Annotated in this window: 21 protein-coding genes; 13 read left to right on the top strand and 8 right to left on the bottom strand. The window is 71.7% G+C overall.

What is annotated here, in order from left to right; translation table 11 throughout:
* Nucleotides 1-31: 31 nt before the first annotated feature.
* From nth to WC326_03340, 3 genes are read right to left on the bottom strand one after another with little or no spacing between them, the layout of a single operon-like run.
* The gene (gene nth, locus WC326_03350) at nt 32-688 is read right to left on the bottom strand and encodes an endonuclease III (protein MFA7330091.1); all 657 of its coding nucleotides are present in this window, start codon (nt 686-688) and stop codon (nt 32-34) included.
* Entirely contained in the window at nt 685-1,077 is a 393-nt protein-coding gene (locus WC326_03345; GenBank protein ID MFA7330090.1) for a DUF309 domain-containing protein, read from the bottom strand. Before WC326_03345 ends, nth begins: the two co-directional genes overlap by 4 nt.
* Nucleotides 1,074-3,503 carry a PAS domain S-box protein gene (locus tag WC326_03340; GenBank protein ID MFA7330089.1) on the bottom strand — a complete coding sequence of 810 codons (2,430 nt, stop codon included), beginning with the start codon at nt 3,501-3,503 and terminating at the stop codon, nt 1,074-1,076. The genes WC326_03345 and WC326_03340 overlap by 4 nt, the downstream gene beginning before the upstream one ends.
* 389 nt (nt 3,504-3,892) lie before the next feature.
* Between WC326_03340 and WC326_03335 the strand changes: the two genes are divergently transcribed.
* From WC326_03335 to WC326_03325, 3 genes are read left to right on the top strand one after another with little or no spacing between them, the layout of a single operon-like run.
* Nucleotides 3,893-4,546, top strand: coding sequence for a PP2C family serine/threonine-protein phosphatase (locus WC326_03335; GenBank protein ID MFA7330088.1), 654 nt, complete (start codon nt 3,893-3,895; stop codon nt 4,544-4,546).
* The gene (locus WC326_03330) at nt 4,543-7,977 is read left to right on the top strand and encodes a protein kinase (GenBank protein MFA7330087.1); all 3,435 of its coding nucleotides are present in this window, start codon (nt 4,543-4,545) and stop codon (nt 7,975-7,977) included. The genes WC326_03335 and WC326_03330 overlap by 4 nt, the downstream gene beginning before the upstream one ends.
* The gene (locus WC326_03325) at nt 7,934-9,652 is read left to right on the top strand and encodes an ATP-binding protein (protein MFA7330086.1); all 1,719 of its coding nucleotides are present in this window, start codon (nt 7,934-7,936) and stop codon (nt 9,650-9,652) included. Before WC326_03330 ends, WC326_03325 begins: the two co-directional genes overlap by 44 nt.
* A 51-nt stretch (nt 9,653-9,703) precedes the next feature.
* On the opposite strand, the gene WC326_03320 is transcribed toward WC326_03325, so the two are convergent.
* From WC326_03320 to WC326_03300, 5 genes are all read right to left on the bottom strand, one after another.
* On the bottom strand, nt 9,704-10,294 hold the full coding sequence (locus WC326_03320) for a hypothetical protein (GenBank protein ID MFA7330085.1): 591 nt from the start codon (nt 10,292-10,294) through the stop codon (nt 9,704-9,706).
* 308 nt (nt 10,295-10,602) lie between these two features.
* Entirely contained in the window at nt 10,603-11,187 is a 585-nt protein-coding gene (locus WC326_03315) for a hypothetical protein (GenBank protein MFA7330084.1), read from the bottom strand.
* Nucleotides 11,188-11,423: 236 nt separating this feature from the next.
* Nucleotides 11,424-11,879: a ferritin family protein gene (locus tag WC326_03310; protein MFA7330083.1), complete on the bottom strand. Its 456-nt coding sequence runs from the start codon at nt 11,877-11,879 to the stop codon at nt 11,424-11,426.
* 202 nt (nt 11,880-12,081) lie between these two features.
* Nucleotides 12,082-13,521 carry an NADPH-dependent glutamate synthase gene (gene gltA / locus WC326_03305; protein MFA7330082.1) on the bottom strand — a complete coding sequence of 480 codons (1,440 nt, stop codon included), beginning with the start codon at nt 13,519-13,521 and terminating at the stop codon, nt 12,082-12,084.
* A complete protein-coding gene (locus WC326_03300; protein MFA7330081.1) occupies nt 13,518-14,381 on the bottom strand; it encodes a sulfide/dihydroorotate dehydrogenase-like FAD/NAD-binding protein in 864 nt (287 codons plus the stop codon). The genes gltA and WC326_03300 overlap by 4 nt, the downstream gene beginning before the upstream one ends.
* Nucleotides 14,382-14,557: 176 nt before the next feature.
* On the opposite strand from WC326_03300, the gene WC326_03295 reads away from it, so the two are divergent.
* The 10 genes from WC326_03295 (at nt 14,558) to WC326_03250 (ending at nt 26,184) form a co-directional block, all read left to right on the top strand.
* On the top strand, nt 14,558-16,537 hold the full coding sequence (locus tag WC326_03295; protein MFA7330080.1) for a CHASE4 domain-containing protein: 1,980 nt from the start codon (nt 14,558-14,560) through the stop codon (nt 16,535-16,537).
* Nucleotides 16,534-19,077: a response regulator gene (locus WC326_03290; protein ID MFA7330079.1), complete on the top strand. Its 2,544-nt coding sequence runs from the start codon at nt 16,534-16,536 to the stop codon at nt 19,075-19,077. The genes WC326_03295 and WC326_03290 overlap by 4 nt, the downstream gene beginning before the upstream one ends.
* Complete coding sequence (locus WC326_03285; GenBank protein ID MFA7330078.1) at nt 19,074-20,777, top strand: response regulator; 1,704 nt, start codon at nt 19,074-19,076, stop codon at nt 20,775-20,777. Before WC326_03290 ends, WC326_03285 begins: the two co-directional genes overlap by 4 nt.
* Nucleotides 20,774-21,475, top strand: coding sequence for a TorF family putative porin (locus WC326_03280; protein MFA7330077.1), 702 nt, complete (start codon nt 20,774-20,776; stop codon nt 21,473-21,475). Before WC326_03285 ends, WC326_03280 begins: the two co-directional genes overlap by 4 nt.
* A 75-nt stretch (nt 21,476-21,550) precedes the next feature.
* The gene (locus tag WC326_03275) at nt 21,551-21,736 is read left to right on the top strand and encodes a hypothetical protein (protein ID MFA7330076.1); all 186 of its coding nucleotides are present in this window, start codon (nt 21,551-21,553) and stop codon (nt 21,734-21,736) included.
* A 4-nt stretch (nt 21,737-21,740) separates the two neighbouring features.
* Entirely contained in the window at nt 21,741-22,676 is a 936-nt protein-coding gene (locus WC326_03270; protein ID MFA7330075.1) for a PAS domain S-box protein, read from the top strand.
* A gap of 151 nt (nt 22,677-22,827) precedes the next feature.
* The gene (locus WC326_03265; GenBank protein MFA7330074.1) at nt 22,828-23,382 is read left to right on the top strand and encodes a DUF2878 domain-containing protein; all 555 of its coding nucleotides are present in this window, start codon (nt 22,828-22,830) and stop codon (nt 23,380-23,382) included.
* Nucleotides 23,379-24,155 carry a DUF1295 domain-containing protein gene (locus WC326_03260; GenBank protein ID MFA7330073.1) on the top strand — a complete coding sequence of 259 codons (777 nt, stop codon included), beginning with the start codon at nt 23,379-23,381 and terminating at the stop codon, nt 24,153-24,155. The genes WC326_03265 and WC326_03260 overlap by 4 nt, the downstream gene beginning before the upstream one ends.
* Nucleotides 24,152-25,405 carry an FAD-dependent oxidoreductase gene (locus WC326_03255; GenBank protein MFA7330072.1) on the top strand — a complete coding sequence of 418 codons (1,254 nt, stop codon included), beginning with the start codon at nt 24,152-24,154 and terminating at the stop codon, nt 25,403-25,405. Before WC326_03260 ends, WC326_03255 begins: the two co-directional genes overlap by 4 nt.
* Nucleotides 25,402-26,184 (top strand): DUF1365 domain-containing protein, encoded by a 783-nt coding sequence (locus WC326_03250; GenBank protein MFA7330071.1) that lies wholly within the window; start codon nt 25,402-25,404, stop codon nt 26,182-26,184. Before WC326_03255 ends, WC326_03250 begins: the two co-directional genes overlap by 4 nt.
* Nucleotides 26,185-26,198 lie beyond the last annotated feature (14 nt).

The raw sequence follows: 26,198 nt of genomic DNA, 5'->3' as shown, positions 1-26,198 counted from the left end.
GTCCTTTCGTTTGCCCGGCGTCGGGCCTGGTTCACGTACTCGCCGCGGGGCAGAGGTCCGCCAGGCCGCAGTCCGCGCAGCGCGGCCGCCGGGCCACGCAGACCGCCCGGCCGTGGTCGATGATCCGGTGGGTGAAGGCCACCCACTCCTCCGGCGGCAGCAGGTCCATCACTTCGCGCTCGATCTGCACCGGATCCCGGGACTCCGTCAGGTCAAGCAGGCCCAGGATGCGGATCATGTGCGTGTCCACCACCACGGCGGGCTGGCCGTACCAGGTGCCCAGCACGCAGTTGGCCGTCTTGCGGCCCACCCCGGGCAGCCGCACCAGCTCCTCCAGCCGGTCGGGCACGCGCCCCGCGTGCTCCTCGACGATCAGCCGGCAGCAGCCCTGGATGGCGCGAGCCTTCTGGTTGTGGTAGCCGCAGCTGTGCACGGCCCCGGCCAGCTCCTCCAGCCCGGCCCCGGCCAGGGCCGCGGCGTCGGGCCAGCGCCCGAACAGGCCCGGCGTCACCTGGTTGACCCGGGCGTCCGTGCACTGGGCGGACAGGATGGTGGAGACCAGCAGCTCCAGCGCCGAGGCGTGCCGAAGCGCGCAGCCGCTGTCCGGGTAGGCCTCCCGCAGCCGCTGCGCCAGCGCCCGGGCCCGGGTCCGCCGGGCGGTCGCGGACTCTCCCGCCCGCCGACTCACGAGGTCTCGCCTTGGGGCGGGGCGTCCGCCCAGAGTTCGTCGGGCCGGCTCTCCCCGTCCGGGCGGGCCAGGCGCACCAGCAGGTGGCAGGGCAACGGCAGACCCAGCCCCGCGGCCCACTCGGGCTCGTGGAAGTCCGACGCCGCCAGCCGGCCCAGCTTGACCGTGGCCTTCTCCCGCAGACTCAGGGCGCCCGAGTTGTTGCCGCTTTCCCGGTGCAGCTGGGAGACGGCCAGCTGGATCAGCGCCTGCAGCCAGAGCCGGTCGTCCCCGCTCAGCTCCAGCCAGAGCTCCTCCCAGATCTCGTGGGCGGAAAAGCTGTGCCCGCGGCGGGCCTGGCGCAACCCGCGGGCGGCCAGCGAGCGCCGCTGCTCGGTGGGCGTGCTCATGCGCCGGACCCCCGCGCGCCGGCCGGCGTCTCCAGGGCCTGGCGCACGCGCCGGCTCAGCGATTCCAGCGTGAAGGGCTTGCCGAGCAGGGGCGCGCCCTGGGCGGGGCTCAGGTCGTGGCGGCTGAGTTCGCCGTCCGTGTACCCGCTGCAGAACAGCACGCGCGCGTCGGGCCAGATCTCCAGCAGGCGCCGCACGGCGGCGGGCCCGCTCATCCCGGGCATGATCACGTCGCTGAAGATCAGGTCGGCGGGCCGGGGCTGGGCGCGGGCCAACTCCAGGGCCTCCATCCCGTCGGCGGCGGCCAGCACCTGGTAGCCGCAGTGCTCCAGCAGCCGCACGGTCAGCTCGCGCACGGCGGGTTCGTCCTCCAGCACCAGGATGGTCTCGCTGCCCCGGGGCAGTTCGCCGCTCTCCTGGGGCACTTCGATCTGGCGGACCTGCAGAGCCCCGATGGAGGGGAAATAGAGCCGGAAACGCGTGCCCGAGCCCGGCCGGCTCTCCACGGTGATGGCGCCGCCGCACTTCTTGACAATGGCGTAGACGATGGAGAGCCCCAGCCCCGTGCCCTTGCCCAGGGCCTTGGTGGTGAAGAAGGGTTCGAAGATCCGGCTGTGCAGGTTCTCCTCGATCCCGTGGCCCGTGTCGCTCACCTCCAGCTGGACGTAGGGGCCGGGCGGCAGGCTCATCACGCGCCGGGCCTGGCCGGGGCTGAGTTCCAGGTTTCGCACGCGCAGGCTCAGCTTGCCGCCGTCGGGCATGGCGTCGCGGGCGTTCACCACCAGGTTGATCACCACCTGCTCGATCTGCCCGGGATCCGCCCGGATGGCCCAGCCCTCGTCGTCCTTGAGCCACTCCAGCTCCACCGACTCGCCGATCAGCCGGCGCAGCATGTTCTCCAGATCGTCCAGCAGGCGCTGCAGCAGGAGCGGCCGGGGGGCCATCTCCTCCTGGCGGCTGAAGGTCAGCAGCCGGCGGGTCAGCTCCGCCGCGCGCTGGCAGATCTGGATCTGGTCCTGCAGGTAGCGGCGCACGGAGTCCGGCTCGTCCATGTGCTGGAGCGCCAGCTCGGCGTTGCCGCTGATTCCCGTCAGCAGATTGTTGAAATCGTGGGCCAGGCCGCCCGCCAGGCTGCCGATGGCGTCCAGCTTCTGGGCCTGGCGCAGCTGCTGCTCCAGGTTGCGCAGCTCGGTGACGTCCTGGACCATGAAGATCGCCCCGCTCACCCGTCCGAAGGCATCCGCGTGGGGCGAGATCTGCACCAGCAGCTGGCTGCGCACCCCGTAGATCGAGGTGTAGTCCAGCTCCAGGTTGCGCACCACCTCGCCGCGCCCCACCCGCTCCAGCAGGTCGTCGATGGGCACGCCGTGCAGGCCGGGCAGTTCGGCCAGGGGCCGGCCCAGCGCCCGGGAGGCCGCCTGGCGCGGCACGCCCATCATCTGCTCCATGGCGGGATTCTCGTAGACCAGGACGCCGGAGAGGTCCACGTACATCACGCCCATGGGCGCGTGCTGGATCAGACCCCGGTTGAATTCCTCCGAGGCCTTGAGGACCGCCTCGGCGTACTTGCGGTCGGTGATGTCGCGCACGATGGCCAGCAGGAAGTGGCGCTCCCCCAGGTCCAGGGGCGAGAGCGAGACCTCGGCGTCGAAGGTGCTGCCGTCCACCCGGGCGTGCAGCCACTCGAAGAACTGGCGCTTGCCCGCCGCGGCGGCGGCGATGTGCCGGGCGGCGCGCTGTTCGCTGGGAATCCCGTCGCGCTGCAGGGGTGGCGAGAGTTCCAGCGGCCGCATGCCCGCCAACTCCGCCGCGGAGCGCCCGAACATGCGCGAGGCGGCGGGATTGCACTCGACAAAGCGCTCGCCCTCCATCAGGAAGATGGCGTCCAGGGCTTCCTCGAACAGGCCGCGGTAGCGGATCTCGCTCTGGCGCAGGGCGCTCAAGGTCTCCAGCTGCGGGCTCAGGTCCTGCACGCTGCCCAGCAGGCCCAGCGCGCCCTGCTGCTCGTCACGCAGAACGCAGAGCCGGACCTGGACCGGCAGCTCGCGGCCGTCCGGCCGCTTCAGGCCGCTCTCCAACTCCAGGGGCATGCGCTCCGCGCCGCCCGCCAGGATCTCCTCCAGCCCGAGCCGGGGCAGGAACTCCGTCGTCGGGTGGCCCTCCACCTGGCTGCGGGTCAGGCCCAGCAGGTCGCCCAGGGCCTGGTTGCAGAAGGTGATCCGCCCCTGCGGGTGGACGAAGAACAGCGGCGCGGGCACCAGGTCGCCCATTTCCTGCAGCATCAAGGCGGTTTCGTGGCCCAGGCGCGGGCTCAAGTCGCTGCCGGCGCCCAGATCCTGGAAGCGCTTCCGTAGCATGTGTTCCAGCGCCAGCAGGCGCTCGCGCAGCTGGCCCAGGGTTTCCGAGCGGTCCGGGTGGATCGTCATGCCGCCCTCCCGCCCGGGTCGGGGGCCCGGGTGGAGCCGTGTGGATGGAAGCAGAAGTTGTCCATGAATTCCGCACTCCTTTGCAGGCTCCGGCAGGCTCCAGTTATTCCACAAGGGCACGGGGTCCGGGAAGATCCCGGACGCCGGCAGGCGGAAAGCTGGTCTGGAAACACGCTGCGCTCGAAACAGAACGTGATTCAAGGTACTCGACAGGGTCCGATCCCCCAAGACCGGGCTTGTACTTGGGCGCATTCTACCGGACCCTTTCTCGTGGATGTCGGCTGCCGGGACGCAATCTCCCCCTCGCACCTGCCGATAAGCCGGGGACCAACTCTTGAAGGGACCTGAAAACGGGCGCACGGATCCACATCAGCCAGCATCCGGGCCGGGTGCGCAACTCCACTGAGGACTGGGCCGCCGGCGAGGAGCGGGCGGGCCGGCTGGCCTGCGCCATCTGCGACGGGATGGGTGGCATGCGGCACGGCGACCGGGCCGCCCGGGCCGTGGCCGACCGCTTCCTGACCCTCTGTCTGCACGACGAGCGCAGCCTGAGCGCCGCCTGGCCGCCCAGCTCCCAGCGCGTGCAGCTGGAACTGGCGGTGGTGATGGCCCGCCTGCAGGCCGAACTGCGCGAGCGCCGGGTGGCCACCACCTTCACGGGTCTGGCGCTGACCGGGCTGCGCGGACGGCTCTACCACGTGGGGGACAGCCGGGCCTACCTGCTGCGCGGCGGCGGCGCGCGCCAGCTCAGTCGCGACCACCGGGTGAGCGCGGACCAGCCCCAACTGCTCAGCCAGGCCCTGGGCTCGCCCCAGCACGACCGGCTGGAGTGCCTGGACCTGGAGTTGGAGCCCGGCGACCGCCTCCTGCTCTGCAGCGACGGCTTCACCCAGACGGGGCTGGAATCGGCGGATTTGCCGCGCCTGCTGGCCGCGGACGAGGCGGACGCCCGGGTGCCGGAGTTGTTGCTGGAGGAGGCCCTGCGGCGCGGCGCGGAGGACAACCTGAGTCTGGTCTGGATCATTCCCGAGGCGGCGGCATGACCCCCCATCCGGCAGCCGATTCCCTGCGCTTCACGGAGCTGCGCCCCCAGGGCGAGGGCGCCAGCGCGCGGGTCAGCTGCGCGCTGGACCGCTGGACGGGCCGCGAGGTCGTGCTCAAGGAGGCCCGCGCGCTGGGCCAGGGCGGCCACGGCTTCCTGAAGGAGGCGCGGCTGCTGCAGATGCTGCGCGCCCCGGTCTTCCCCGAGCTGGTGGAGTTCGATCCCGGCGGCGATCAGCACCCCGCCCGCCTGGTGTTGGAGAAACGCCCGGGACCGGCCCTCTCGGAGCTGACGGACTCCCCGGCCTGGGCCCTGGCCGCCGGCGAGGCGGATTGGATCGCCGTCCAGGTGCTGCAGGGGCTGTCCGAACTGGCCGAACACGGCTGGATCCACGGCGACCTCGGTCCGGCCAACCTGCTGCTGGACGGCAGCCGGGCCAGCCTGCTGGATCTGGGACTGGCGCGCTCCACGCACGACCGCCACCGGGCCCGCTCGGGCACGCTCAGCGTGATGCCGCCGGAGATCCTCAGCGACGGGCTGCCCCATCCGCGCTCGGACATCTTCTCGCTGGGCGCCCTGCTCTTCCAGCTGCTCAGCGGCGCCTCGCCCTTCCCGGAGAATCCCGACGAGGCCGTGGGCGCCATCCTGGCCGGCCGCTTGCGACCGGCCGGCCGCGCGGCCACGCACCCGCTCTTCCCCTTCATCCTGCGCTGCCTGCACACGGAACCCGGCCGGCGCCCCGCCCCGCGGGAGGCCCTGGCCGAGCTGGCGGCCGCCCTGCCCGCCGCCCGGACGGCCCTGCTGCTGCCCCGCCGCGGCCCGGGCAACTGGGAGGCCGGCCTGCTGGAAGACGTGGTCACCCGGCTCGCCGCCGGCGCCTGCGTGCGCCTGCACAGCGGCAGCGCGGGTCCTTGGCGCGCCCGGCTGAACCAGCTGCAGGTGGAGGTCTCCGCCCGGCGCGGTCCGCTGCTCGGCATCCAGCGCGCCGAAGGGGAGTCGCTGCTGGACTGGCTGGCCCGCCGCGTGGACCATCCCGGCCGTCTGCAGCACTACCCGGAACTGGCCGGCGCCCTGGAGCGCCGCCGGGGCGGGCGGGACCTGCTGCGCCTGGTGCTGGGCTTCCTGGACGACCAGCTGGGCCGGCCCCGCCAGGGCCTGTGCTGGCTGACCCGACCCGGCGATCCCGACGCGGCCCGGCTGGACGATCTCGTCGCCCTCTGCGGGCGGCAGGGCCGTCCGCTGCTGATTCTGGAACTGGACACTGCTCCGGCGGACGCCCTGCGGCTGGAAGCCCCCGGCCGGGACACCTGGCAGGGCTGGCTGCGCCGGCCGGCCCCGGGCATCGAACTGAGCGAAGCGGCCGCCGCGGCCCTGGACGCCCTCACCGGCGGGCAGAGCGAGCACATCCCGCCGCTGGTGGCCCGCTGCATCAGCGAAGAGCGCCTGCTGTGCCGGAACGGGCTCTGGGAATTGAGTCCGCTGGGCCTGCCCGCCCAGGGAGCCCGCGGGGCCGCGGATCTGGACGCCCTCGCCGGACCGGTCCGCCGGGCGCTGCTGCGGGCCTGCGCCTGGCTGGAGCCCGCGCCGGCTGGGGCCTGGCGCTCCCACGTCCTCCAGGGCCGCGAGCGCGAGTTGGAGAGCCTGGAGGGCGCCGGCTGGCTGCGCGACCGGGGCGACGGCCAACGGGAGCCGCAGGCCGGCGTGCGCGAGCTGCTGGGGCTGGCCCGTCTGCAACCCGAGCACCTGGAGATCCTGCACGAGCTCTGGAAGCTCCCCGAGCCGCCGGCCGAGCTCTGCCTCCTGCACCTGGGCCGCTGCGAACTGGGGCTGGTCGATCCGCTGGTGGCGCGCGACGTGCTGTTGGCGGCCCCCGGTCTGGTGGATCCCGCGCGCCGGGTCCGGTTGATCGAGGAGCTGCTGCCCTCCCTGGCGCGGGGCGAAGTGGGCGAACTGGAAACCCTCTTGGCCACGGGCCTGCTGGCCCAGGGGCGCCCGGCGGAGGCCCGGCGCCTGCTGCGCGGCCTGTTGCGCCGCGCCCGGGGCGGGTCCGTGCTGCCGCTGATAAACCGCTTGGCCTTCGTCTACAGCCTGCTGGGCCGCAATCGGCTGGCCCTGCGCCTGCTGCAGCGGGCCCGGGAACTCGCCACCGAACCCCTGGACCGCCTGCTGCTGCGGGTGACGGCGCTGGATCCGCTGCTGCGCAGCGGCCAGCACGCCCGGGCCGCCGCGGAACTGGAGGCCTGCCTGCCCGATCTGCGGGACTGCGATCCGGCCGCCGGACCCCAGCAGGCCCACGCGCTCAATTCCGCCGGGGCCGCGGCCTTCCAACTGGGACGAACGGAGGACGCCGCGCACCTCTGGACGCAACTGGACCGGGCGGGCCGGCAGCTGCTCCAGGTCCAGCAGCGGGTCTGGCTGGCCAACAACCTGGGCATCCTGCACCTGCAGGCCGGGCGGATCGAACAGGCCCGCGGGGAACTGGAGCAGGCCGGACGCGAGGCCGCGCTCTACCACTTGGAACGCTACGAACTGATGGCCCGGGTCAACCTGGCGCTGGCCCAGCTGCGGCGCGGCGCGGCGGACCAGGCCGTGCGCGAGCTGGAGCCGGCCCTGCAGCAGGCCCGCGACCTGCAGGAGCCGGTGACGGAACTGGCGGTGCTGGACCACCTGGGGGAATCCTGGGCGGCCCTGGGCGACCTGGAGGGCGCCGAGCGCGTCTGGCGCGAGGAACTGGCCCGGGCCGTGGAGCTGGACAGTCCCCAGGACGAGCTGGACCCGCTGGTCCAGCTGCTGCGGCTGGATCTGGACCTGGGGCTGGCGCCGCGCGGCGACCTGCTGGCGCGCTTCCAGGAGGTGGCTGCCCGCCACGACACGCCCCCGGCCCGGCAGTGGCGCCTGTTCCGCGACCTGCTGGACACCTTGGCCCCGGAGCGCGGCAAGGGCCCGGGTCCCGGAGTCGACTGGCCGGCGGATCTCGCCCCCGCGCTGCGCCTGCAGGCCGCCGGCCGCGAGGTGCCCCGGGGCGAGCTGCTGCACGCGCTGCTGGAGCTGGATCCGCGCCTGGATGGCGTCCGCGTGGCCCTGGCCATGCTGGAGCACCGCTTGGCCTGGCTGGCCGACTGGTCCACGCCCCTGCGCGAGGAGCGCGAGATGCACCGCCTGCAACAGATCCGCCTGCTGGGCCTGGAGGGCGAGCTGGCCGCGCGACGCGAGAACTGGCCCGAGGCGGGCCAGCGGCTGGGCCGCGCCGTCCGCCTGCTGCACGGCATGGCCCAGGACCTGTCCCCCGCCTGGCAGGCCCGGTTGCGGGAGTCGCCCTGGCTGGAGCGCCTGCTGGAGCGGTCCGAGGAATGTCTGCTTCGAGTGACCGAACTGGAGAGGAGAGACCATGGCCACACTGCTGGAACAGTTGGCCGCGCTGCAGGAGCTTGAGCTCAGAAGCGAGGGATTGGCCCAACGCCAGGAACGTTTCTCCCGCCGGGAGTTGGACCTGGTGCTGGGACTGGCCCGGGAGCTCAACACCTGCACCACCCCGGGCGAAGCCCTGCATTTTCTGCTCCACCAAGCCATCCGGCTGGCGGGCGCCCAGCGCGGCGCCATCGTGGAGCTGGACGAACAGGCCGAGGGCGGCCTGCGCTTCACGCTGGGAGCGGACCGCGACGGCTTCCCCCTGGCGCGGCCGGAGACCCAGGTCTCCCACTCCATCATCCACCTGGTGCTGGAGAGCGGCCAGCCCCTGCGCAGCTCCAATCTCTCCCAGCTCGAGGAGCTGGCCCAGGCCCGCTCGGTGATCGACCTGGACCTGAAGAGCAGCCTCTGCGCGCCCCTCCGCCGCCACGGCCGGGTCTTCGGCGCGCTCTACGTGGACAGCTCCAGCACCACGCTCTACAGCGAGCACATGCTGGTCCTGCTGGACGGCTTCTGCGAACTGTGCTCGCTGACGCTGACCCAGCTGCAACTGCGCCGCTCGGAGCAGGCCCAGCAGCAGCGCTTCGACCATTTCGAGCGCCTGCACCTGCACATCGTGGACTCGCTGCCCAACGCGCTGGCGCTCTACGACGACCAGCTGCGCCTGCACTTCGCCAACCTGACCTTCCGGCGCGAGTTGGGCTCGCTCTCCCTCGTCCAGCCGGACGCAGGGTCCCCGCTGGGCTGGCGCTTCGAGAACACCTTCGCCCGCTTCCTGGCGACGCTGGGCGAGCGGCAGGAGCACACGGCGGACTGGTCCGTGGACGGCCGCCGGCTGCGCTGCCGTCCCTTTCCCCTGGCGCCGGAAGAAGGCGGCGACGCGGTCTGGGGCCTGATCCTCACCGACGTCACCACCGAGGTGCGCATGCAGCAGGAGCTGCTGGAGAGCGAGAAGTTCGCCATGATGAGCCGCACGGCGGGCTCCATCGCCCACGAAATCCGCAACGCGCTGGCGCCCCTGCACGGCCACGTGCAGCTGGCCCGCCTGACCCTGCAGGAGCGGCCCTCCGTCCTGGACGACCTGGATCCCGATCTGCAGGTGGTGGAGGAGATGGCCGGCCGCATCGAGCGCATCGTGCGCACGCTCTCCGATCTCTCCCGTCCGCCCCAACGCCAGTTGGGCGAGGTGGACCTGAACGCGCTGGCCGCGGGCACCGTCACCCTGCTCAAGGACATGGGGGGAAAGATCAAGCACTTCGATCTCTCCGTGGGCGGACCGGAACCCGACCAGGACGACCGTGCCGGCCTGCGCATCCGCCTGGACGCCATGCCGCGCCTGCCCAAGTTGCTGGCCGACCAGGAGCAGTTGCAGCAGATGCTGCTCAACCTGTTGATCAACGCGGCGCACGCCGTGGAGGCGGTGGGCGGCGGCTGGGTGCAGTGCCGCACGCGTGTGGTAGGCGACCAGCTGCTGCTGACGGTGGAGGACACGGGCTGCGGGATGGACGAACAAGTGCTGGCGCGCCTCTGGGAGCCCTACTACACGACCAAGGGCGAGGGCGGATCGGGGCTGGGCATGCCCCTGGTCCGGCAGGTGGTGGAGGCGCACCAGGGCCTGATCCAGGTCCAGAGCAAACCCGGCGTGGGCACCACCTTCCGCATCCTCTTCCCCGTGGCCAACCCGCGCCAGCCGGCCTGAAAAAGAACCGCCCCGGCAGGGCCGGGGCGGCAGGTTCCATTCGCGGAACTCCTACTGGTTGCCACCAGCAGGTCCGTCGTCGGGCGGCGGGCCCGTGGCGATGAGATACTTGGAGAAGTGCTCGAGGCGGGCGTCCACGCGGGCTTCCTCGTCCGCGCTCATCCAGTGCACCTCGTTGGACACCACTTCATACCAGCCATCTTGCCGGTCGTAGACCACCAGCAGTTCGTCGCCGGCAGGCAGGTCGGCCTCGCTCAGCGGCAGCACCAGCTCGAATTCCAGCGGCGTCAGGAACTCCTGACCCTCCGGCCCGAACTCGAAACCGATGGCCGGCGAGGCTTCGTCGCCCTGCCAGTTGGCCACGATGGTCACCGGGGTGCTCACCGCACCGGCCGGCGCTTTCAGACTGAACCCGGCACCCGTGTACTCGGAGGCCGCGCCCGGAGTCACCACCAGGGTGAAATCCGTCATGGCATCCAAGTCGTGGGCTTTGGCGGGAAGGTCCGCCGGCGTGAGCAGGCGGATCTGGTCGCGGGACAGCAGCCGGCCGCTGGACTCTGGCGCACGGCTCCCGTCAGTGGAGCAGCCGAACGCGAGAAGCAGGGCGAGACCGGCTGCACCAAGGGGCAGGAAGCGTCTCATGAACACCTCGTTCTGTTGTGGGGGGTGGTACAACTGCTTGCTCCGGAGGACACGTCCCCAGTGGAGCGCTCAGAGTTTAGTCAACGAGGTGGCTGGGAAAAAGCAAAAAGTGTGTAAAAAATAACGGTCCCGTTTCCGGGACCGCTGGCGGGGACTGAGAGAGGCAAGCCGGGCCTGGGCGCCGGCCCCGGGTGAGGCCAACCTGCCGGGGCTGCCGGAATGCGGCGCCCGCCTTCGGCCACGGGCCGGAACCGAAAAGGGCCCGTTCCAGGTGAGGAACGGGCCCGTCCAAGCGGCATGGATGGCAGCTAGCGCGTGGTGTTGTTGTCCGGCGGCGGGCCGATGGCGATCAGGTAGCGGCTGAAGTGCTCCACCTGCGCCAGCACACGCACCGCCCCGGGGTTGCCGGGTCCATGGGCCGGCAGCACCTGGACCTCGCTGGGGATCACTTCGTAGGTGCCGTCCTCGTGATCCAGGACCCAGGTCAGGCGGGCCGGATCCAGTCCCTCCAGACTCTGGGGAAGGAAGACGAACATGACCCGCAGCGGCACGAGGAATTCGCTGCCGTCCGGGGCGAAGTCGTAGCCGACCACCGGATCCTGCGCATCGTCCCCGCACCAGTCGCCCGTGATGGTCAGGGTCTGCTCCACGGCGCCGCGCGGCGCGTGCAGGAGGAAGCCCGGGACGACCACCGTGGCGGGCCGGTTGGGGTGCAGGGTCAGGCTGAAGTCCATCCAGGTGTCGGTCTGGGCCGCCTTGGCCGCCGGCGGGGCCACGAACTGGAGCTGGTCGGCCTGCAGCAACTGGGTTGCGGGTTCGTCGCCGGTGTTGGCGCAGCCGCTGAAGAAGGCCAGGGGCAACACCAGGGCCAGTAGATATTTGGGGTGACGCATCGGTCTGTTCCTTTCGACTTGGAATCCTGCCCACTCGGTGCGGACAGAAGCCAACATCGTGCCAGAATTCACAAGCCCAATGCGTAGCGGATCGTAATCATTTTTTACGCCCTGAGCCGGGCCAAGCCCCAATCCGGTGGATTTGCCCCACCCGCGCGCGCCGCGTCCCCACCAGGCCCGGGCATGAAAAAGGGCGGCCCGGGCCGCCCGCTTCCACTTGCCATGCGCTGACGCGCTCAGTTGCCTTCCAGCACGCGCTCGTCGTACTCGGCCTCGAAGCGCCGCTTGTGCAGGCCCTCCTCCTCGGCCAGCCGCAGGAAGAGCGCGCGCAGGGATTCGCCGGGCGCCACGCGGGCCAGCTCCAGGTAGAGCTCGCGGGCCGCCGCCTCGCGCTTCATGGCCACGATCAGGGCCTGGGCGTAGTCCAGGTCGGTGGTGATCTCCGGCATCTCCACGTAATCGGAGATCTTCAGGTCCGCGAAGGAATCCGCCGGAGCCTCCTCGAAGCCGCCCTGGTCGCGCACGGCGATCAGCCGGTCGCGGTGGCTCTTCTCCTCCTCGGCCATCTCCAGCAGGGCGTCGCGCATCTCGCGCTTCTGCATTTTCACCGAGAGCTGGGTGTAGAAGCGCGCCGCCTCGATCTCGCGCTTGATGGCGAAGTTCAGCGCCTCTTCGGCGTGGGCGAATTGCATCGTTCGGTCTCCTGCTGCTCGCTTCTACTACTACACCTCAACCCGGGGAGTCAACACAGAGGCACAGAGACACAGCGTCAGAAAATGCTTGGAAGAGCACCGGACCCCGCAGCGTTTGCGCCGCGCCTGCTTCTCAAATCAAACCTTGTCTCTGTGCCTCTGTGCCTCTGTGGTGAGAAGCCTCACCCCGGTCGGAGTCGCCTCAGGCGGCGGACTCCTCTTTGCCCATCAGATCCTCGTGGATGGCCAGCGCCGCGCTCTTGCCCGCGCCCATGGCCAGGATCACCGTGGCCGCGCCGATCACGATGTCGCCGCCGGCGTAGACGCCGGGCATGCTCGTGCGGCCCGTGCCGTCCTCGGCCACGATGTTGCCCCACTTGTTGAGCTTCAGCTCCGGCGTGACCTCGGTGAGCAGCGGGTTGGCCCCGTTGCCGATGCTGACCACCACCGTGTCCGCCTCCACCACGAACTCGCTGCCCTCCACGGGCACCGGCCGGCGCCGTCCGCTGGCGTCGGGCTCGCCCAACTCCATCCGCAGGCAGGTCACGCCGCTCACGTTGCCCTGGCCGTCCCCCAGGATGTTGACCGGGTTGCAGAGCAGGCGCATGTGGATGCCCTCCTCCTCGGCATGGTGGATCTCCTCGCGCCGGGCGGGCATCTCCTCCATCGAGCGCCGGTAGATGACGCTCACCTCCGCGGCGCCCATCCGCAGCGCGGTGCGGGCCGCGTCCATGGCCACGTTGCCGCCGCCGAAGACGGCCACCCGCTGGCCGGGCCGGACGGGCGTGTCGTTGCGGGGGAAATCATAGGCCTTCATCAGGTTGACGCGGGTGAGGTACTCGTTGGCGCTGTAGACGCCGTTGAGGTTCTCCCCGGGGATGTTCATGAAGTAGGGCAGGCCGGCGCCCAGGCCCAGGAAGACGGCATGGAAGCCCTCCTCCTCCAGCAGCTCCTGGACGGTGATCATCTTGCCGATCACGGCGTTGTAGATGATCTCCACGCCCAGTTTGCGCACATAGTCCACCTCGGCCTCCACGATGCCCTTGGGCAGGCGGAATTCGGGGATGCCGTACATCAGCACGCCGCCGGGCTTGTGCAGCGCCTCGAAGATGGTCACCGAATGGCCGCGCAGGGCCAGCTCGCCGGCCACGGTCAGCCCGGCCGGCCCGCTGCCCACCACGGCGATGCGCTTGCCCGTGGAGGCCGCCAGCGCCGGGGCCTTGACCTCGCCCTGCTCGCGCTCCCAGTCCGCCGCGAAGCGCTCCAGCCGGCCGATGGCCACGGGCGTGTGCTTGCGTCCCACCACGCAGACCTGCTCGCACTGGGTCTCCTGCGGGCAGACCCGGCCGCAGACGGCGGGCAGGGCGTTGTCGTGCTTGATCAGGTCGATGGCGCCCTGGAAGTCGCCCTGGCGGATCTTCACCACGAAACCGCGGATGTCGATGCCCACCGGGCAGCCCTGGACGCAGGAGGGATCCTTGCACTCCAGGCAGCGGCTGGCTTCCACCATGGCCATCTCCGGCGTGTAGCCCACGGGCACTTCCAGGAAGTTGCGGGCGCGCACGGCGGGATCCTGCTCGGGCATGGGAACCCGCGTCACGGTGCCCGGCCGGGCCTTGGGCAGGGGGGCGTAGGAACTCATTCACTCCTCCCGGAGAAAGGCTGGTCGCGGCCGATGTGGCAGACGTGGTCCGCCTCGAGGGCCTGGCGTTCCTGGGTCAGGTAGGCGCGCTGGCGCTGCTGCAGCTCGGCGAAATCCACCGCGTGGCCGTCGAATTCCGGGCCGTCCACGCAGACGAAGCGGCTGCGGCCGTTCACCGTCACGCGGCAGCCGCCGCACATGCCCGTGCCGTCCACCATGGTGGCGTTGAGGCTGACCACCGTGGAGATGCCGTGGGCGCGGGTGACCTCGCTCACCGCGCGCATCATCACCACCGGACCGATGGCCACCACCTCGTGGATCGTCTCGCCGCGCTCGATGAGATCCTGCAGCACGTTGGTGACAAAGCCCTGGCGGCCCTTGCTGCCGTCGTCCGTGCAGATCAGCAACTCGTCGCTGGTGGCGCCCATCTCCTCTTCCATGATCAGCAGCTCGGCCGTGCGAGCGCCGAGGATCGAGATCACGCGGTTGCCCGCGGCCTTCATGGCGCAGGCGATGGGATGGACCGGCGCCGTGCCGATGCCGCCACCCACGCAGACCACCGTGCCCTTGTTCTCGACGTGGGTGGGGCGACCCAGCGGCCCGGCCAGGTCGAGGATGGAGTCCCCCACCTCCAGGCGGCCGAGCTCCAGAGTGGAGTGGCCGACTTCCTGGAAGATCAGGCGGATCCAGCCCGCCTCCGGATCGGCGTCGGCGATGGTGAGCGGAATGCGCTCCCCCGTCTCGCTGACCCGCAGCATGACGAACTGGCCGGCCTGGCGCTTGCGGGCGATGCGCGGGGTCTCCACCAGCAGGTCCTTCACGCCGGGAGAGAGGATCCGTTTGCGTAGAATTTTGTTCATGGTCTCCATCCGTATAGGGGACGTCCTGCGGAAAGATTAACAGCTACCGGGCGGAACTCAAAGCTCCCAGGAGACTGTTTTCACACTGAACCATTGAACCATGATTCACGTCAAAAAAGTCGGACTGAACCTGCCCCAACTCTTTTCCGATAAAGCGGCCAAGAACAGGACGAACCATGCAACCACGGTTTTCCAGCCTCCGGGTCGCGACCCCCTCCGGCACCCGGCCGGGCTACTCGCTGCAAATCAAGATCGCCGTGCTGGTGGGCGGCGTGTACGTGCTGCTCATCGGCCTGAGCCTGCTGGGGCTGGAGCGCTTCGTGATGCCCAGCTTCCGCCACATGGAGCAGGACTCCGCCCGGCAGGACCTGGCGCGCGTGCAACAGGCCCTGGAGCGCGAGGAGGTCTTCCTCAAGGCCACGGCCGCCGACTGGGGCGTCTGGACGGAGACCTGGGACTACCTGGGCGGACAGGCCCCGGACTATGAAAGCAACAACCTCACCCCCAGCGCCATGCAGGCCCTCAAAGTGGACCTGCTCTGCCTCTACGACCAGGAAGGCCGTCTGGTCTGGGGCTCCGCTCCGGACAAGGAGAATGGGACCCTGCTGCCGCCGCCCGCCCTGGGTCCCGACCCGCTGCCCGCCGGCCATCCGCTGCGCGCCGCGGGGGACCTGCACCAGAACCCCGCCGGCATCCTGATGACCCGCGCGGGCCCCATGCTCGTGGGAGCCCGGGCGGTGGTGACCAATGAAAACCTGGGCCCCGTCCGCGGGACCGTGGTCTTCGGCCGCTTCCTCGACGCCGCGGCCATCCGCCAGTTGGGGGAACAGGCCGGCGTGAACCTGCAGATCAAGCCCCTGGCGGAACTGGACGCCCGGGAGCGCTCGGAGCTGGCCGGTCTGGACGCTGCGCATCCCACGCAGCTCGAGACCCTCGAGCAGATGACCAGCATCTGGCACCTGCTGTCGGACATCGAGGGACGACCCGTGCTGGCCGCCCACCTGGACGTGCCCCGGGCCATCAGCGCCCAGGGGCGGCGGGCCATTCGGCTGGCGCTGGGAGCCCAGGCTGCCTCCGGGCTGCTGGTTTCCCTGTTGTTGCTGATCGTGCTGGCCCGGGGCGTGGTGAAGCCCCTCCAGCGGCTGACCGCCCACGCCATCCAGCTGGCCAAGTCCGGCTCCCCCGCACCCGCCTTCGGCCGGGACCGCGACGACGAGCTGGGGATTCTCGCCCGGGAGCTGAACCACCTGATGGAGCAGCTGGCGGAAACCCGCCGCCGGCTGCTGGAGCAGTCCTACGACTCGGGCAAGGCCGAACTGGCCGGCGGCATCCTGCACAACATCGGCAACAGCGTCACGCCGCTGGCCGTGCAGGCCGAGCAGCTGCGCCAGGAAATCCGCGCCCTGCCCCTGGAGGACGTGGGCCTGGCGCTGGGCGAACTGGAGCGCCCGGAGCTGGACGCCGGGCGGCGGCGGGATCTGCAGGCTTTCGCCCGGCTGGCGCTGGAGGAATTGCGGCAGGGGCTGGAGCGGGCCGACGGCTCCCGCCAGCAGATCGCCCACCAGATCACGCACATCAGCCGCATCCTGGCCGACCAGGAACGGCACAGCCGGGCCGAGCAGATCCTCGAGCCCACCCGGCTGGACCTGCTGCTGCAGGAGGCCCTCACCCTGCTGGGGTCGGAGCCGCTGGAGCGTTTGGAAATCCGGCTGGATCCGGAGCTGGCCCGCTTCGGGGAGGGCTGCGTGGCCCGGGTGGCCCTGCAGCAGGTGATCATCAACCTGATGATCAACGCCGCCGAGGCGGTGGCCCAGGCGGGCCGCGCCCACGGCCGGCTGGAGATCCGCGCCACGCGCGACCAGCAGCTGCTCCGGCTGGACTTCATCGACGACGGCTGCGGCTTCGACGCGGCTCAGGCCGAGCAGCTCTTCCAGCGCGGCTTCTCCACCAAGCAGAAGGGCCGCAGCTCGGGACTGGGCCTGCACTGGAGTTCCAACACCTTGTACGCGCTGGGAGGCTGGTTGCGCGCCACAAGCCCGGGGGCGGGCCTGGGCGCAACCTTCAGCCTGGCCCTGCCCTGGAACGCGGTCCCCGGCCCGACCCGCCCGGCCGCGCCGCTTCCATCCCCCCAGGCAACCGGAGACCTGCTGTCATGAGCGAGTTCATCCACCCCGAGAACCTGCCGCTGCGCGTGCTGGTGATCGACGACGAGACCCAGATCCTCGACGCCTACCGCCAGGTGCTCGACCCCGCGCGGGAGGCCTCCACCCAGGATCTGCGGGACATGAAGGCGCGCCTCTTCGGCGGAACCGCCCCCCGGAGCACCGGCCCGGGCTTCGAACTCGCCTGCGCGCGCCAGGCCCCGGAGGGCGTGGAGTTGGCGCGCCAGGCCCTGGCGGAGGGCCGGCCCTTCGCCGTCGCCTTCGTGGACATGCTGATGCCCCCGGGTCCGGACGGCCTCTGGGCGGCGCGCGAACTGCGCAAGCTGGCCTCTGACCTGGACATCGTGATCGTCACCGCCTACTCCAACGTGGATCCGGAGGAGATCAGCCGCCAGGTCCCGCCCGCCGACCGCCTGCTCTACCTGCAGAAGCCCTTCCACCCCTTCGAGCTGCGCCAGCTGGCCACGGCCCTGGGGCGCAAGTGGCAGGCCGAGCTGCGCTCGATGGACCTGCTGGAGGCCCAGAGCCAGGCCCTGCTGGCCGCCGAACTGGCCAGCCGGGCCAAGTCCCAGTTCCTGGCCAACATGAGCCACGAGATCCGCACCCCCATCAACGGCATCCTGGGCATGTCGGAGCTGCTGCTGACCACGCCGCTCAACGAGCAGCAGCAGGGCTTCGCCGAGACCATCCACCGCTCGGGCGAAGGCCTGCTGCGCGTGATCAACGACATCCTCGACTTCTCCAAGATCGAGGCGGGACGGCTGGAGATCGACGAGTCGCCCTTCGACCTGCGCCGGCTGGTGGAGGACGTGGGCAGCCTGTTCACCGTGGCCGCCCAGCGCAAGGACCTGGAGCTGGCCTGCCAGATCCTGGAGGACACGCCCACCCTGCTGCTGGGCGACGCCGGCCGCATCCGCCAGATCCTCACCAACCTGGTGGGCAACGCCGTGAAGTTCACGGCCCGGGGCGAGGTCCTGCTGCGCTGCGGGGCCGTCCAGCCGGCGGCGGTGGGCGAGGAACTGACCCTCTGGATCGAGGTGCGCGACACGGGCATGGGCATCGGCCCCGAGGCCCGGGAGCGGATTTTCGAGGCCTTCACCCAGGCGGACGCCAGCACCACGCGGCGCTTCGGCGGGACGGGTCTGGGCCTGAGCATCTCGCGCCAGCTGGCCCGGCTGATGGGCGGCGACCTGAGCGTGGAGAGTCGGCCGGGCAGCGGATCCGTCTTCCGCCTGACCCTGACCGTCACGCGGCTGAAGGAACAGGACGCCCTCTCCGGCGACGTCCGGCGCCTGCTGGCCGGCCTGCGCGTCCTGGTGGTGGACGACAACGCCACCAATCGGGACATCCTGGCCAACCAGCTGCGCAGCTGGCAGGTGGACGGCGGACACGCGGAGAGTGGTCGGGTCGCCTTGGAGCGGCTGCGGGAAGCCGCCGCCGCGGGCCGACCCTTCGACGTGGTGCTGCTGGACTATCACATGCCCGGCCTGGACGGGTTGGAGACCGCCCGGGCCATCCAGGCCGATCCGGCCCTGGCGGGGGCGCGGCTGGCCATCTTGAGCTCCGCCGGGCTGGACGGCGCGGACTGGCGCGCCTGCGGCATCACCTCCTGCCTGAGCAAGCCCGTCCGCCAGGTGGAGCTGCTGGAGTGCCTGCGCGGCCTGGCCGGCGGCGTCTCCCCCGCCGCGCCGCCGGCCGACGCCTCGGACCTGCCGAGTTTCAACGCCCACGTCCTGGTGGCCGAGGACAACCTGGTCAACCAGGAGGTGGTGGCCCGCATGCTGGAGAGCCTGGGCTGCCGGGTCCGGCTGGCCAGCGACGGCGCCGAGGCGCTGGACTGCCTGGCGGGCGGTCGCTTCGATCTGATCCTGATGGACTGCCAGATGCCCGGGATGGACGGCTACGAGGCCACGGCGCGCATCCGGCAGTGGGAGCAGGAGGGCCGGCTGAGCGCGCCGCCCGTGGTGGCCCTGACGGCCAACGCGCTGGGCGGCGACCGCGAGCGCTGCCTGGCCGCCGGGATGGACGACTACCTGTCCAAGCCTTTCTCCCGGAGCGACCTGGCCGGCGTCCTGGCCACCTGGGGCCAGGCCGCGCCCGCCCGGCGCCGCGAACCGGCGGCGGCCCGCCCGGCGCCGGATCCGGACACGCCGGACGCCACCACCCTGGACCCGCGCGTGCTGCAGGCCTTCGAACAGCTCCAGCCGCCGGGCGCCGCCGGCCTGATCGGGCGGATCACGGACCTCTACCTGAAGGAGTCGGCGCGCGGGCTGGCCAGTCTGCTGGCCAGCGCGGAGAACCGGGACGCGGCGGAGGCGGGCCGGCAGGCCCACGCGCTGAAGTCCTCCAGCTCCAACGTGGGCGCCCTGCGGCTGGCGGCCCTCTGCCGCCGTCTGGAAGAAGACCTGCGCGGCGGAGCGGAGGTGGCGCTGGAGTCGCGGATCGGCGAGATCGGGCGCGAGCACGGCCGGGTGGTGGAGGCGCTGCAGGGTCTGTTGGCCGATGCGCCGCCGCGGCCCGAGACGGTCGGATGAAGCCCGGCGAGGCCCGCATCCTGGTGGTGGACGACGACGCCACCACGCGCTTCCTGGCCCGCACGGTCCTCGAGGCCCAGGGCTGCCGGGTGAGCGAGGCCGCCAACGGCCGGGAGGCCGTGGAGCAGTTCCTGGCGGCGCCCTTCGACCTGGTGTTGATGGACGTCCAGATGCCCGAGTTGGACGGCTTCTCCGCCTGCCGGGAGATCCGCCGCCTGCCCGGCGGCCGGGACTGCCTGCTGTTGATGCTTAGCGGACTGGAGGACGCGGACTCGCTGGAGCGCGCCAGCCAGGCCGGCGCTTTCGACTTCCTGGGCAAGCCGCTGGACTATCCAGCGCTGGGCCGCCGCGTGCGGCTCATGCTAAGCAACCGACCCGCCGCCACGGATCACGGGTTCATCGCTCCCTGGTCGCGCGACCAGGCTCTGCTGCGGCTGGAAGGCTTGCTCTCCCAGGCCCGGCGCCACGGGCGGCGCGTCGCCGTGCTGGCCATCCGACCAGTGGCCGAACTCCAGCTCGGACGGCTGGCCACCCGCCCGGAGCGCGACCTGCGACGCGCGGCGGCCGAGCGGGTCCAGGCCCACCTGCGGTTGGAGGACGCCGGGGATCCCGTGGAGTGGGAGCGCCGCTGGGCGGACGGGGCGGACGACGAGCGGCCCGCGGACGAGACGCCCTGGCTGATCCTGCTGGGGGACTTGCACGGCCCGGACGACGCGGCCCGGGCGGCCGGCCGGCTGGCGGGCTCGCTGACGGCCCCGCATCCGCAGGACGGACAGCCTGGCCTGCCCTGTCCGCGGCTGGGCATCGCGCTTTTCCCGGAGGACGGCGGCACGGCGGAGGCCCTGGTGGAGCGGGCCCTGGCCGCCTGCAGCCTGGCCGCGGAGGGGCGGACGCCCATCCGCTTCCACGATGCCGCCCAGGACGCCCTGACCCGCGAGCGTCTGTTGCTGGCCTCGGAGCTGGCGACGGTCCTGGCGGACCAGGGATTGGACCTGCACGCTCAACCCGTCCGGCTGGCGACCGGCGGACTGGCCGGCGCCCGGCTGCGTCCAGGCTGGCGGCATCCGCGCCTGGGTTTCCTGGCCAGCGCCGAACTGGAGGAACTGGCCCGGGAGGGCGGCCTGGAGCGCGACCTGGCCCTGACCCAGTTGCGCCAGGCCGGCGCGCTACAGCAGGGTCTGCCCCGGCCCGCCTGCCGGCTGACCCTCGGCCTGCCCGCCCCGCTGCTGGGGGAGCCCACCCTGCACGACCGGCTGGACGAACTGGCCGGAGCGGGACCGCTGGACTGGCTGGAACTGAAATGCCGCGGGCTGCCGGCCTTCCTGAAGGTCCAGGGGGCCGAACTGCCCGCGCGCCTGCTCCGGTTGGGACTCCGGCTGGCCGTGGGAGCGGAGGGCTTCGGCCTGGAGCCGGGCGGCCTGGACAGCCTGCCCGGAACCCGCCTCTGCCTGAGCGTGGCCGGCTGGCGCGCCGGCCCCACGGGGCTGGCGCGGGCGCTGGCCGCCGTGGGCGAACTGGCCCGCGCGCAGGGACTTGCCCTGCGCCTGGAAGACGTGGATCACGACGCGGAGCGGGAAGCCGCGCTGGCGGCGGGCTGCGACGAGTGGACGGGCGGCCTGGCGGGGCCGCTGGTGCCCGTGGCGGAGTTCCTGGCCACCCACGCCGACCGCCGTCGGCCGACTCCGGAGGAATCCGCATGAACGTGCTGCTGCCGCTCCTGCTGCTCGGCGCCGTCGCGCCCCTGGTGCGGGCGGACTGGAACGGCTCGCTGGGCCTGGTTTCAGACTACGTCTCCCGGGGCTGGACCCAGAGCGACGGAACCGCCGCACCTCAGGCCGGCCTGGGCTGGAGCCACTCCCGGGGCCCGCACGTGGACGCCTGGGCTTCGCGGGTCAAGTTCCCCGGCGACGACAGCCGGGCGGAGCTCGATCTGGGCGCCGGCTGGGCGGGCAGCTGGGTCGGCCCGGCCCTGGACTGGGACCTGCAGCTCCAGGCGATCCTCTATCCTGGCACCAGCGGAGCCGACTACCCTGAATTCCTGCTGGGAGTCGGGCGTGAGAGCTGGTCCGCGGAGCTCAGCTGGTCGCCCGACATCTGGGCCAGCGGCGCCGACGGCTGGTACCTGGCGGCCGAGCGCAGCCAGGGGCTGGGAGACCGGCTGAGTCTCCGAGGCGGGCTGGGTTGCACGCGCTTCTCCCGCCCGGCCGCCGGCTGGCTCTTCGGTTCCTCCGGCAGCCAGACCCTGCTGGATGGCCACCTGGCGCTGGACGGCCGGCTGGCGGGCCTGGACCTCTCGCTGGTCTACTACGACGCCGACGCCCGCACCCGGGAGTTGGCGGGAGATCAGTCCGGCCGCAGAATTGTGTTGGAAATTCTCCGTCAGTTCCCTAATGACTGACCCCGACCTGGTTGACCTGCCGCCACTGAATCCACTCCCCGAACTGGTCGATAGGACGGAGGAAAGGAGCACGCCATGAGCCAGATCCTGCGCATCCGCCTGGACTGCCAAGGTCCCCGCGTCCTGCACGGCCGGCGGGCCGAGCGCCGGCACGCGCATCCTCCCATTCAACCCGAGGGCCGCGAGGGCCCGCTCTGGGTGGGACGGGATCCGGCCGGCGCTCCCGGACAACCCAACGAAGCCGACCTGCGGAAAGGATGATCACATGAATGCGGACGGGCCGAACCCGACCCCGACTCCCTTCACGGATCGCCAGGAGCTGCTGGAGTCCCTGCTGATGGGCCACGGCGACGCCATCTGCGCGCTGGACCTGGACGACCGCATCCTGTTCGTCAACCACGCGGCGGCCGAGCTGCTGGGCGGCAGCGTGGACGACCTGGTGGGCCGCTTTCAGCAGGAGGTCTTCGGCGACCGCGTCTATGCGGAGACCCAGAAGCAGCTGGACGAGCGCCTGCAGGGCCGCAGCTCCACCTACGAGCTGGGCATGTACGACGTCCAGGGCCGCGAGCGCACCCTGCTGGTGACCGGCAACCCGCTGCGCAACCGCCAGGGCGGCATCGTCGGCTCCTTCGGCGTGCTCAAGGACATCACCGAGCGCAAGGCCCGGGAGCAGGCCCTGGAGACCCGCCTGCTGCTGGACCAGGCCGTCTCGGACTCCGTCCGGGCCCTGGTGCGGCCGGGGCGCTTCGCCGAGGCCTTGGGCGTGGCCCTGGGAGGTCTGGGCATCCTGCTCAACGCCGACTGCGTGCGCGTCTACCTGATGGATCCGGCCCGGGCCGAGCTGTGCTGCACCCAGGAGTGGCCACCCCTGCGCGGCGAACGCAGCGTGCTGGGCCGCCCCTTCCCCGCGGAGCGCTATCCCTGGTGGTTGTTGGCCCTGCGCAGCGGCGAGATCCTCTACGTGAAGGAGATGGACAAGCTCCCCGTCGCGGCCGTGAAGGAGCGGGAGACGATGGAGAAGCTGGGCATCCGCAGCCTGCTGGCCATTCCCCTGCTGCAGAACGACGTGCTGCTGGGCTTCGTTTCGCTGGAGAACCCCGATCCCTTCGGTGAAGTGCTGAGCGGCGACCTGGGCAGCCTGCTGGTGTTCGGCGACGTGCTGGCCGCCAGCCTGGCCCAGCGGGAGACGCCGGCGAGCTGATCCCCATCCGCTTGCGGACCTGAACACGGGGGCGCATCCTGCGATGCCGCCCCCGTTTTATGTGGGTCCCGCACCTCGATCCGGCGCGGAAACTTGGCGGGCGACTCGCCACTTCTTATATTAGACCAAAATGGTTCAATTTGAGAGTCGAATGCCGGCCCCGCGCACCTGGATGATCGCCAACGCCCTCGCCAACCAGCTTGTCTGGGCCGTCGCCGTGTGGGGCGCGGCGCGCGGGACCTCGCTGCCGGGCGTGCTGGCGGCCCTGGGGTTCCTCGGCCTGCACCTGGCGCTGCTGCAGCGGCGCGGAGCCGAGCTGCGCCTCATCCTGCTGCTGACGGCGGCGGGCAGCGCGCTGGACTCCGGCCTGGCCGCCAGCGGCCTGGTGCGCTACGCGCCCTTGCCGGCCGATGCCTGGCTGGCGCCGCCCTGGATCACGGCCCTCTGGCTCTCGTTCGCCACCACCGTCCGGCATTCCCTGCGCCCCCTGCTGACCCGCGCCTGGGTCGCGGCCCTGCTGGGCGCCGTCGGCGGCCCGCTGGCCTATCTGGCTGCCGCCCGGCTGGGGGCCGCGCAGTTGCTGGATCCCGCCGCCCTGCCGGTGATCGCCGCGGCCTGGGCCCTGGTGATGCTGCTGTTGCGGCGCGGACAGACCGCCCCCAGCGCCGCGCCCCGGCCGGCCCTTTCCCTCGCGGGCCGCGCGTGAGCGGACTCCTCCGGCATCCCTGGGGCGACCTCCTGCCCGTTCTGGGCCTGGCGCTGCTGCTCTGGCTGCTCAGCCTGCGGCTGCGCGACGCCAGCATCATGGACATCGCCTGGGGCCCCGGCTTCCTGGTCCTGGCCGCCTGGCACGCCGCGGGCGCGGGCGCGCACCTGTCGCTCCGGGGCGGACTGGTCCTGGCCCTCTGCGCCGTTTGGAGCCTGCGCCTGGCCTGGCACATCGGCGCGCGGCACGGAGGCCGGGAGGATGCGCGCTATCGCCGCTGGCGCGAGCAGTCCGGCGCCGCCTGGTGGTGGAAGAGCCTGCTCAAGGTCTTCCTGCTCCAGGGCGCCGTGCTCTGGCTGGTGGCCCGGCCGCTGGCGGAGGCGATCCGCCGCCCCGGGGAGGCCACGGGCTGGCTCACGGCGGCGGGCGTCCTGCTGGCCCTCGGCGGGCTGGTCTACGAGAGCGTCGCCGACCGGCAGCTCCAGCGCTTCCGCTCCCGCCCGGACAGCCGGGGCGGCATCTGTCGGGAAGGACTCTGGCGTTTCAGCCGCCATCCCAACTATTTCGGCGAAGCGCTGGTCTGGTGGGGTATCTTTCTGACGGCGGCCGCGACGGGCGCCTGGTGGACGCTGGTCTCGCCCCTCCTGATGACCTGGCTGCTCCGCTTCGGCTCGGGCGTCCCCCTGCTGGAGTCGACCATGGGCCGGCGCGCCGGCTGGGCCGACTACGCCCGCACCACCAACGCCTTCTTTCCCGGGAGACCCCGTAGATGAGACAACGGCTGGCGGTGATCGGCTCCGGCATTGCCGGCCTGGGCGCGGCCCTAGTGCTCGGGCGCGCCTACGACGTGGACCTCTTCGAGGCCGGCAGCCACTTCGGCGGCCACGTGCACACCCACGACCTGCGCGTGGAAGAGCGCGACCTGGCCGTGGACTCGGGCTTCATCGTCTTCAACGAACTCAACTACCCGAACTTCGTCCGCCTGCTGCAGCAGCTGGGCGTGGCGGCGCGCCCCACCAGCATGAGCTTCTCGGTGAAGGACGAGCGCAGCGGGCTGGAGTACAACGGCAGCAGCCTGAACCAGCTCTTCGCCCGCCGGCGCAATCTGTTCTCCCTGCGCTTCCACCGCATGCTGCGCGAGATCCTGCGCTTCAACGCGGAGGGCCGCGCCGTGGCGCGCGCCGGGGCGATGGCCGAGCTCAGCCTGGGCGAGTTCCTGCGCGCCGGGGCCTACAGCAAGGCCTTCGTCGACTGGTACATCGTGCCGATGGGTTCGGCGCTCTGGAGTGCCGATCCGGTGCGCCTGCTGGACTTCCCGGTCCTGACCTTCCTGCGCTTCTTCGACCACCACCGCATGCTGGACGTGAAGGGCCGGCCGCAGTGGCTTACCGTGACGGGCGGCTCGCGCGAGTACGTGCGCGCCCTGCTGGCGGCCTTCTCGGGCCGGGCCTTCCTGGCCAGTCCGGTGGCGGGGGTCCGGCGCCTGGAGAGCGGTGTGGAGCTGCAGTTCGCCGACCAGCCGGCCCGCCGCTACGACCAGGTGGTGCTGGCCGTCCACAGCGACCAGGCCCTGCGCCTGCTGCAGGATCCCTCGCCCGCGGAGCGCGAGCTGCTGGGGGCCGTGGGCTACCAGGCCAACCCGGTCCTGCTCCACACGGACGCCAGCCTGCTGCCGAAGCGCCGGCTGGCCTGGGGCGCCTGGAACAGCCGCCTGCCCCGGGAGCCCCGGCGCGCGGCCACGGTCACCTACTGGATGAACGGCCTGCAGGGCCTGGAGGTGCAAACCCCGCTGCTGGTCAGCCTCAACAGCGCCGAGGCCGTGGATCCGGCGCGCGTGCTGAAACAGCTGGACTACCAGCACCCGGTCTTCACGCGGGAGGCCGTGGCCGCGCGCGACCTGCTGCCCGCGCTGAACGGGACGCGCCGCACCTGGTTCTGCGGAGCCTGGTGCGGCAATGGCTTCCACGAGGACGGTCTGGCCAGCGCCCTGGCCGTCTGCCGCCGCTTCGGGCTGGAACTGTGAGCGGGCCGCGGCGCAGCGCGCTCTTCGAGGGCGAGGTGTGGCACGAGCGGCTGGCGCCCCGCCGCCACCGCTTCCGCTATCGCCTGTCCATGTGCGCCTTCGACCTGGACGAGCTGCCCGGCCTCTTTCCCGAGTCCTGGCTCTGGAGCACGCGCGGCCGGGCCCTGCTGGCCGTGCGGCGCGCGGACTACCACGGCGACCCCGCCCTGCCCCTGGCCGAGGCGGTGCGCCGCAGCGTGGCGGCCATCCTGGGCCGGCGGCCGGAGGGCCCCATCCTGCTGCTGACCCAGCCGCGCATCCTGGGCCTCTGCTTCAATCCGGTGAGCTTCTACTACTGCTACGGGCCGGACGGCCGGACCCTGGAGGCCATCCTGGCGGAGGTGACCAACACGCCCTGGGGCGAGCGGCACGCCCGGGTGCTGCCGCTGGAAAGCGCCGAAGTGAGCGGGGAGTTCCACCGCTGGCGCTTCGTCAAGGACTTCCACGTCTCGCCCTTCATGCCCATGGAGCAGGACTACGACTGGCGCTTCACGACCCCGGCCGAAGACCTGGCCGTGCGCATGCTCACGCGGCAGCAGGGGGAGGTCGTGTTCCACGCCCGGCTGGAGCTGAAGCGCCGGCCGCTCAGCGCGGGCGCCCTGGCCCTGGCCCAGGCCCGCTTCCCCTGGATGACCCTGAAAATCGTCGGCGCGATCTACTGGGAGGCCCTGCGCCTCTTCCTGAAGCGCGTGCCCTTTCACCCCCACCCCAACCGTCAGCAAGGAGGATCGACCGCGTGAGCCAAGGACGAACC

It is taken from the genome of Candidatus Delongbacteria bacterium, assembly GCA_041675285.1.
In the GTDB taxonomy this organism is placed as follows: Bacteria; CAIWAD01; CAIWAD01; order CAIWAD01; family CAIWAD01; genus CAIWAD01.
The sequence above is the reverse complement of the archived record's forward strand: the minus strand, read 5'-3'. Positions and strand labels throughout refer to the sequence as shown.

What these genes read in the sequence shown, in the direction of transcription:
- WC326_03345 (MFA7330090.1), bottom strand. Translation starts at nt 1,077, where the DNA reads ATGAGCACGCCCACCGAGCAGCGGCGCTCGCTGGCCGCCCGCGGGTTG.
- WC326_03340 (MFA7330089.1), bottom strand. Translation starts at nt 3,503, where the DNA reads ATGACGATCCACCCGGACCGCTCGGAAACCCTGGGCCAGCTGCGCGAG.
- WC326_03330 (MFA7330087.1), top strand. Translation starts at nt 4,543, where the DNA reads ATGACCCCCCATCCGGCAGCCGATTCCCTGCGCTTCACGGAGCTGCGC.
- WC326_03325 (MFA7330086.1), top strand. Translation starts at nt 7,934, where the DNA reads ATGGCCACACTGCTGGAACAGTTGGCCGCGCTGCAGGAGCTTGAGCTC.
- WC326_03320 (MFA7330085.1), bottom strand. Translation starts at nt 10,294, where the DNA reads ATGAGACGCTTCCTGCCCCTTGGTGCAGCCGGTCTCGCCCTGCTTCTC.
- WC326_03315 (MFA7330084.1), bottom strand. Translation starts at nt 11,187, where the DNA reads ATGCGTCACCCCAAATATCTACTGGCCCTGGTGTTGCCCCTGGCCTTC.
- WC326_03310 (MFA7330083.1), bottom strand. Translation starts at nt 11,879, where the DNA reads ATGCAATTCGCCCACGCCGAAGAGGCGCTGAACTTCGCCATCAAGCGC.
- gltA (MFA7330082.1), bottom strand. Translation starts at nt 13,521, where the DNA reads ATGAGTTCCTACGCCCCCCTGCCCAAGGCCCGGCCGGGCACCGTGACG.
- WC326_03300 (MFA7330081.1), bottom strand. Translation starts at nt 14,381, where the DNA reads ATGAACAAAATTCTACGCAAACGGATCCTCTCTCCCGGCGTGAAGGAC.
- WC326_03295 (MFA7330080.1), top strand. Translation starts at nt 14,558, where the DNA reads ATGCAACCACGGTTTTCCAGCCTCCGGGTCGCGACCCCCTCCGGCACC.
- WC326_03290 (MFA7330079.1), top strand. Translation starts at nt 16,534, where the DNA reads ATGAGCGAGTTCATCCACCCCGAGAACCTGCCGCTGCGCGTGCTGGTG.
- WC326_03285 (MFA7330078.1), top strand. Translation starts at nt 19,074, where the DNA reads ATGAAGCCCGGCGAGGCCCGCATCCTGGTGGTGGACGACGACGCCACC.
- WC326_03280 (MFA7330077.1), top strand. Translation starts at nt 20,774, where the DNA reads ATGAACGTGCTGCTGCCGCTCCTGCTGCTCGGCGCCGTCGCGCCCCTG.
- WC326_03275 (MFA7330076.1), top strand. Translation starts at nt 21,551, where the DNA reads ATGAGCCAGATCCTGCGCATCCGCCTGGACTGCCAAGGTCCCCGCGTC.
- WC326_03270 (MFA7330075.1), top strand. Translation starts at nt 21,741, where the DNA reads ATGAATGCGGACGGGCCGAACCCGACCCCGACTCCCTTCACGGATCGC.
- WC326_03265 (MFA7330074.1), top strand. Translation starts at nt 22,828, where the DNA reads ATGCCGGCCCCGCGCACCTGGATGATCGCCAACGCCCTCGCCAACCAG.
- WC326_03255 (MFA7330072.1), top strand. Translation starts at nt 24,152, where the DNA reads ATGAGACAACGGCTGGCGGTGATCGGCTCCGGCATTGCCGGCCTGGGC.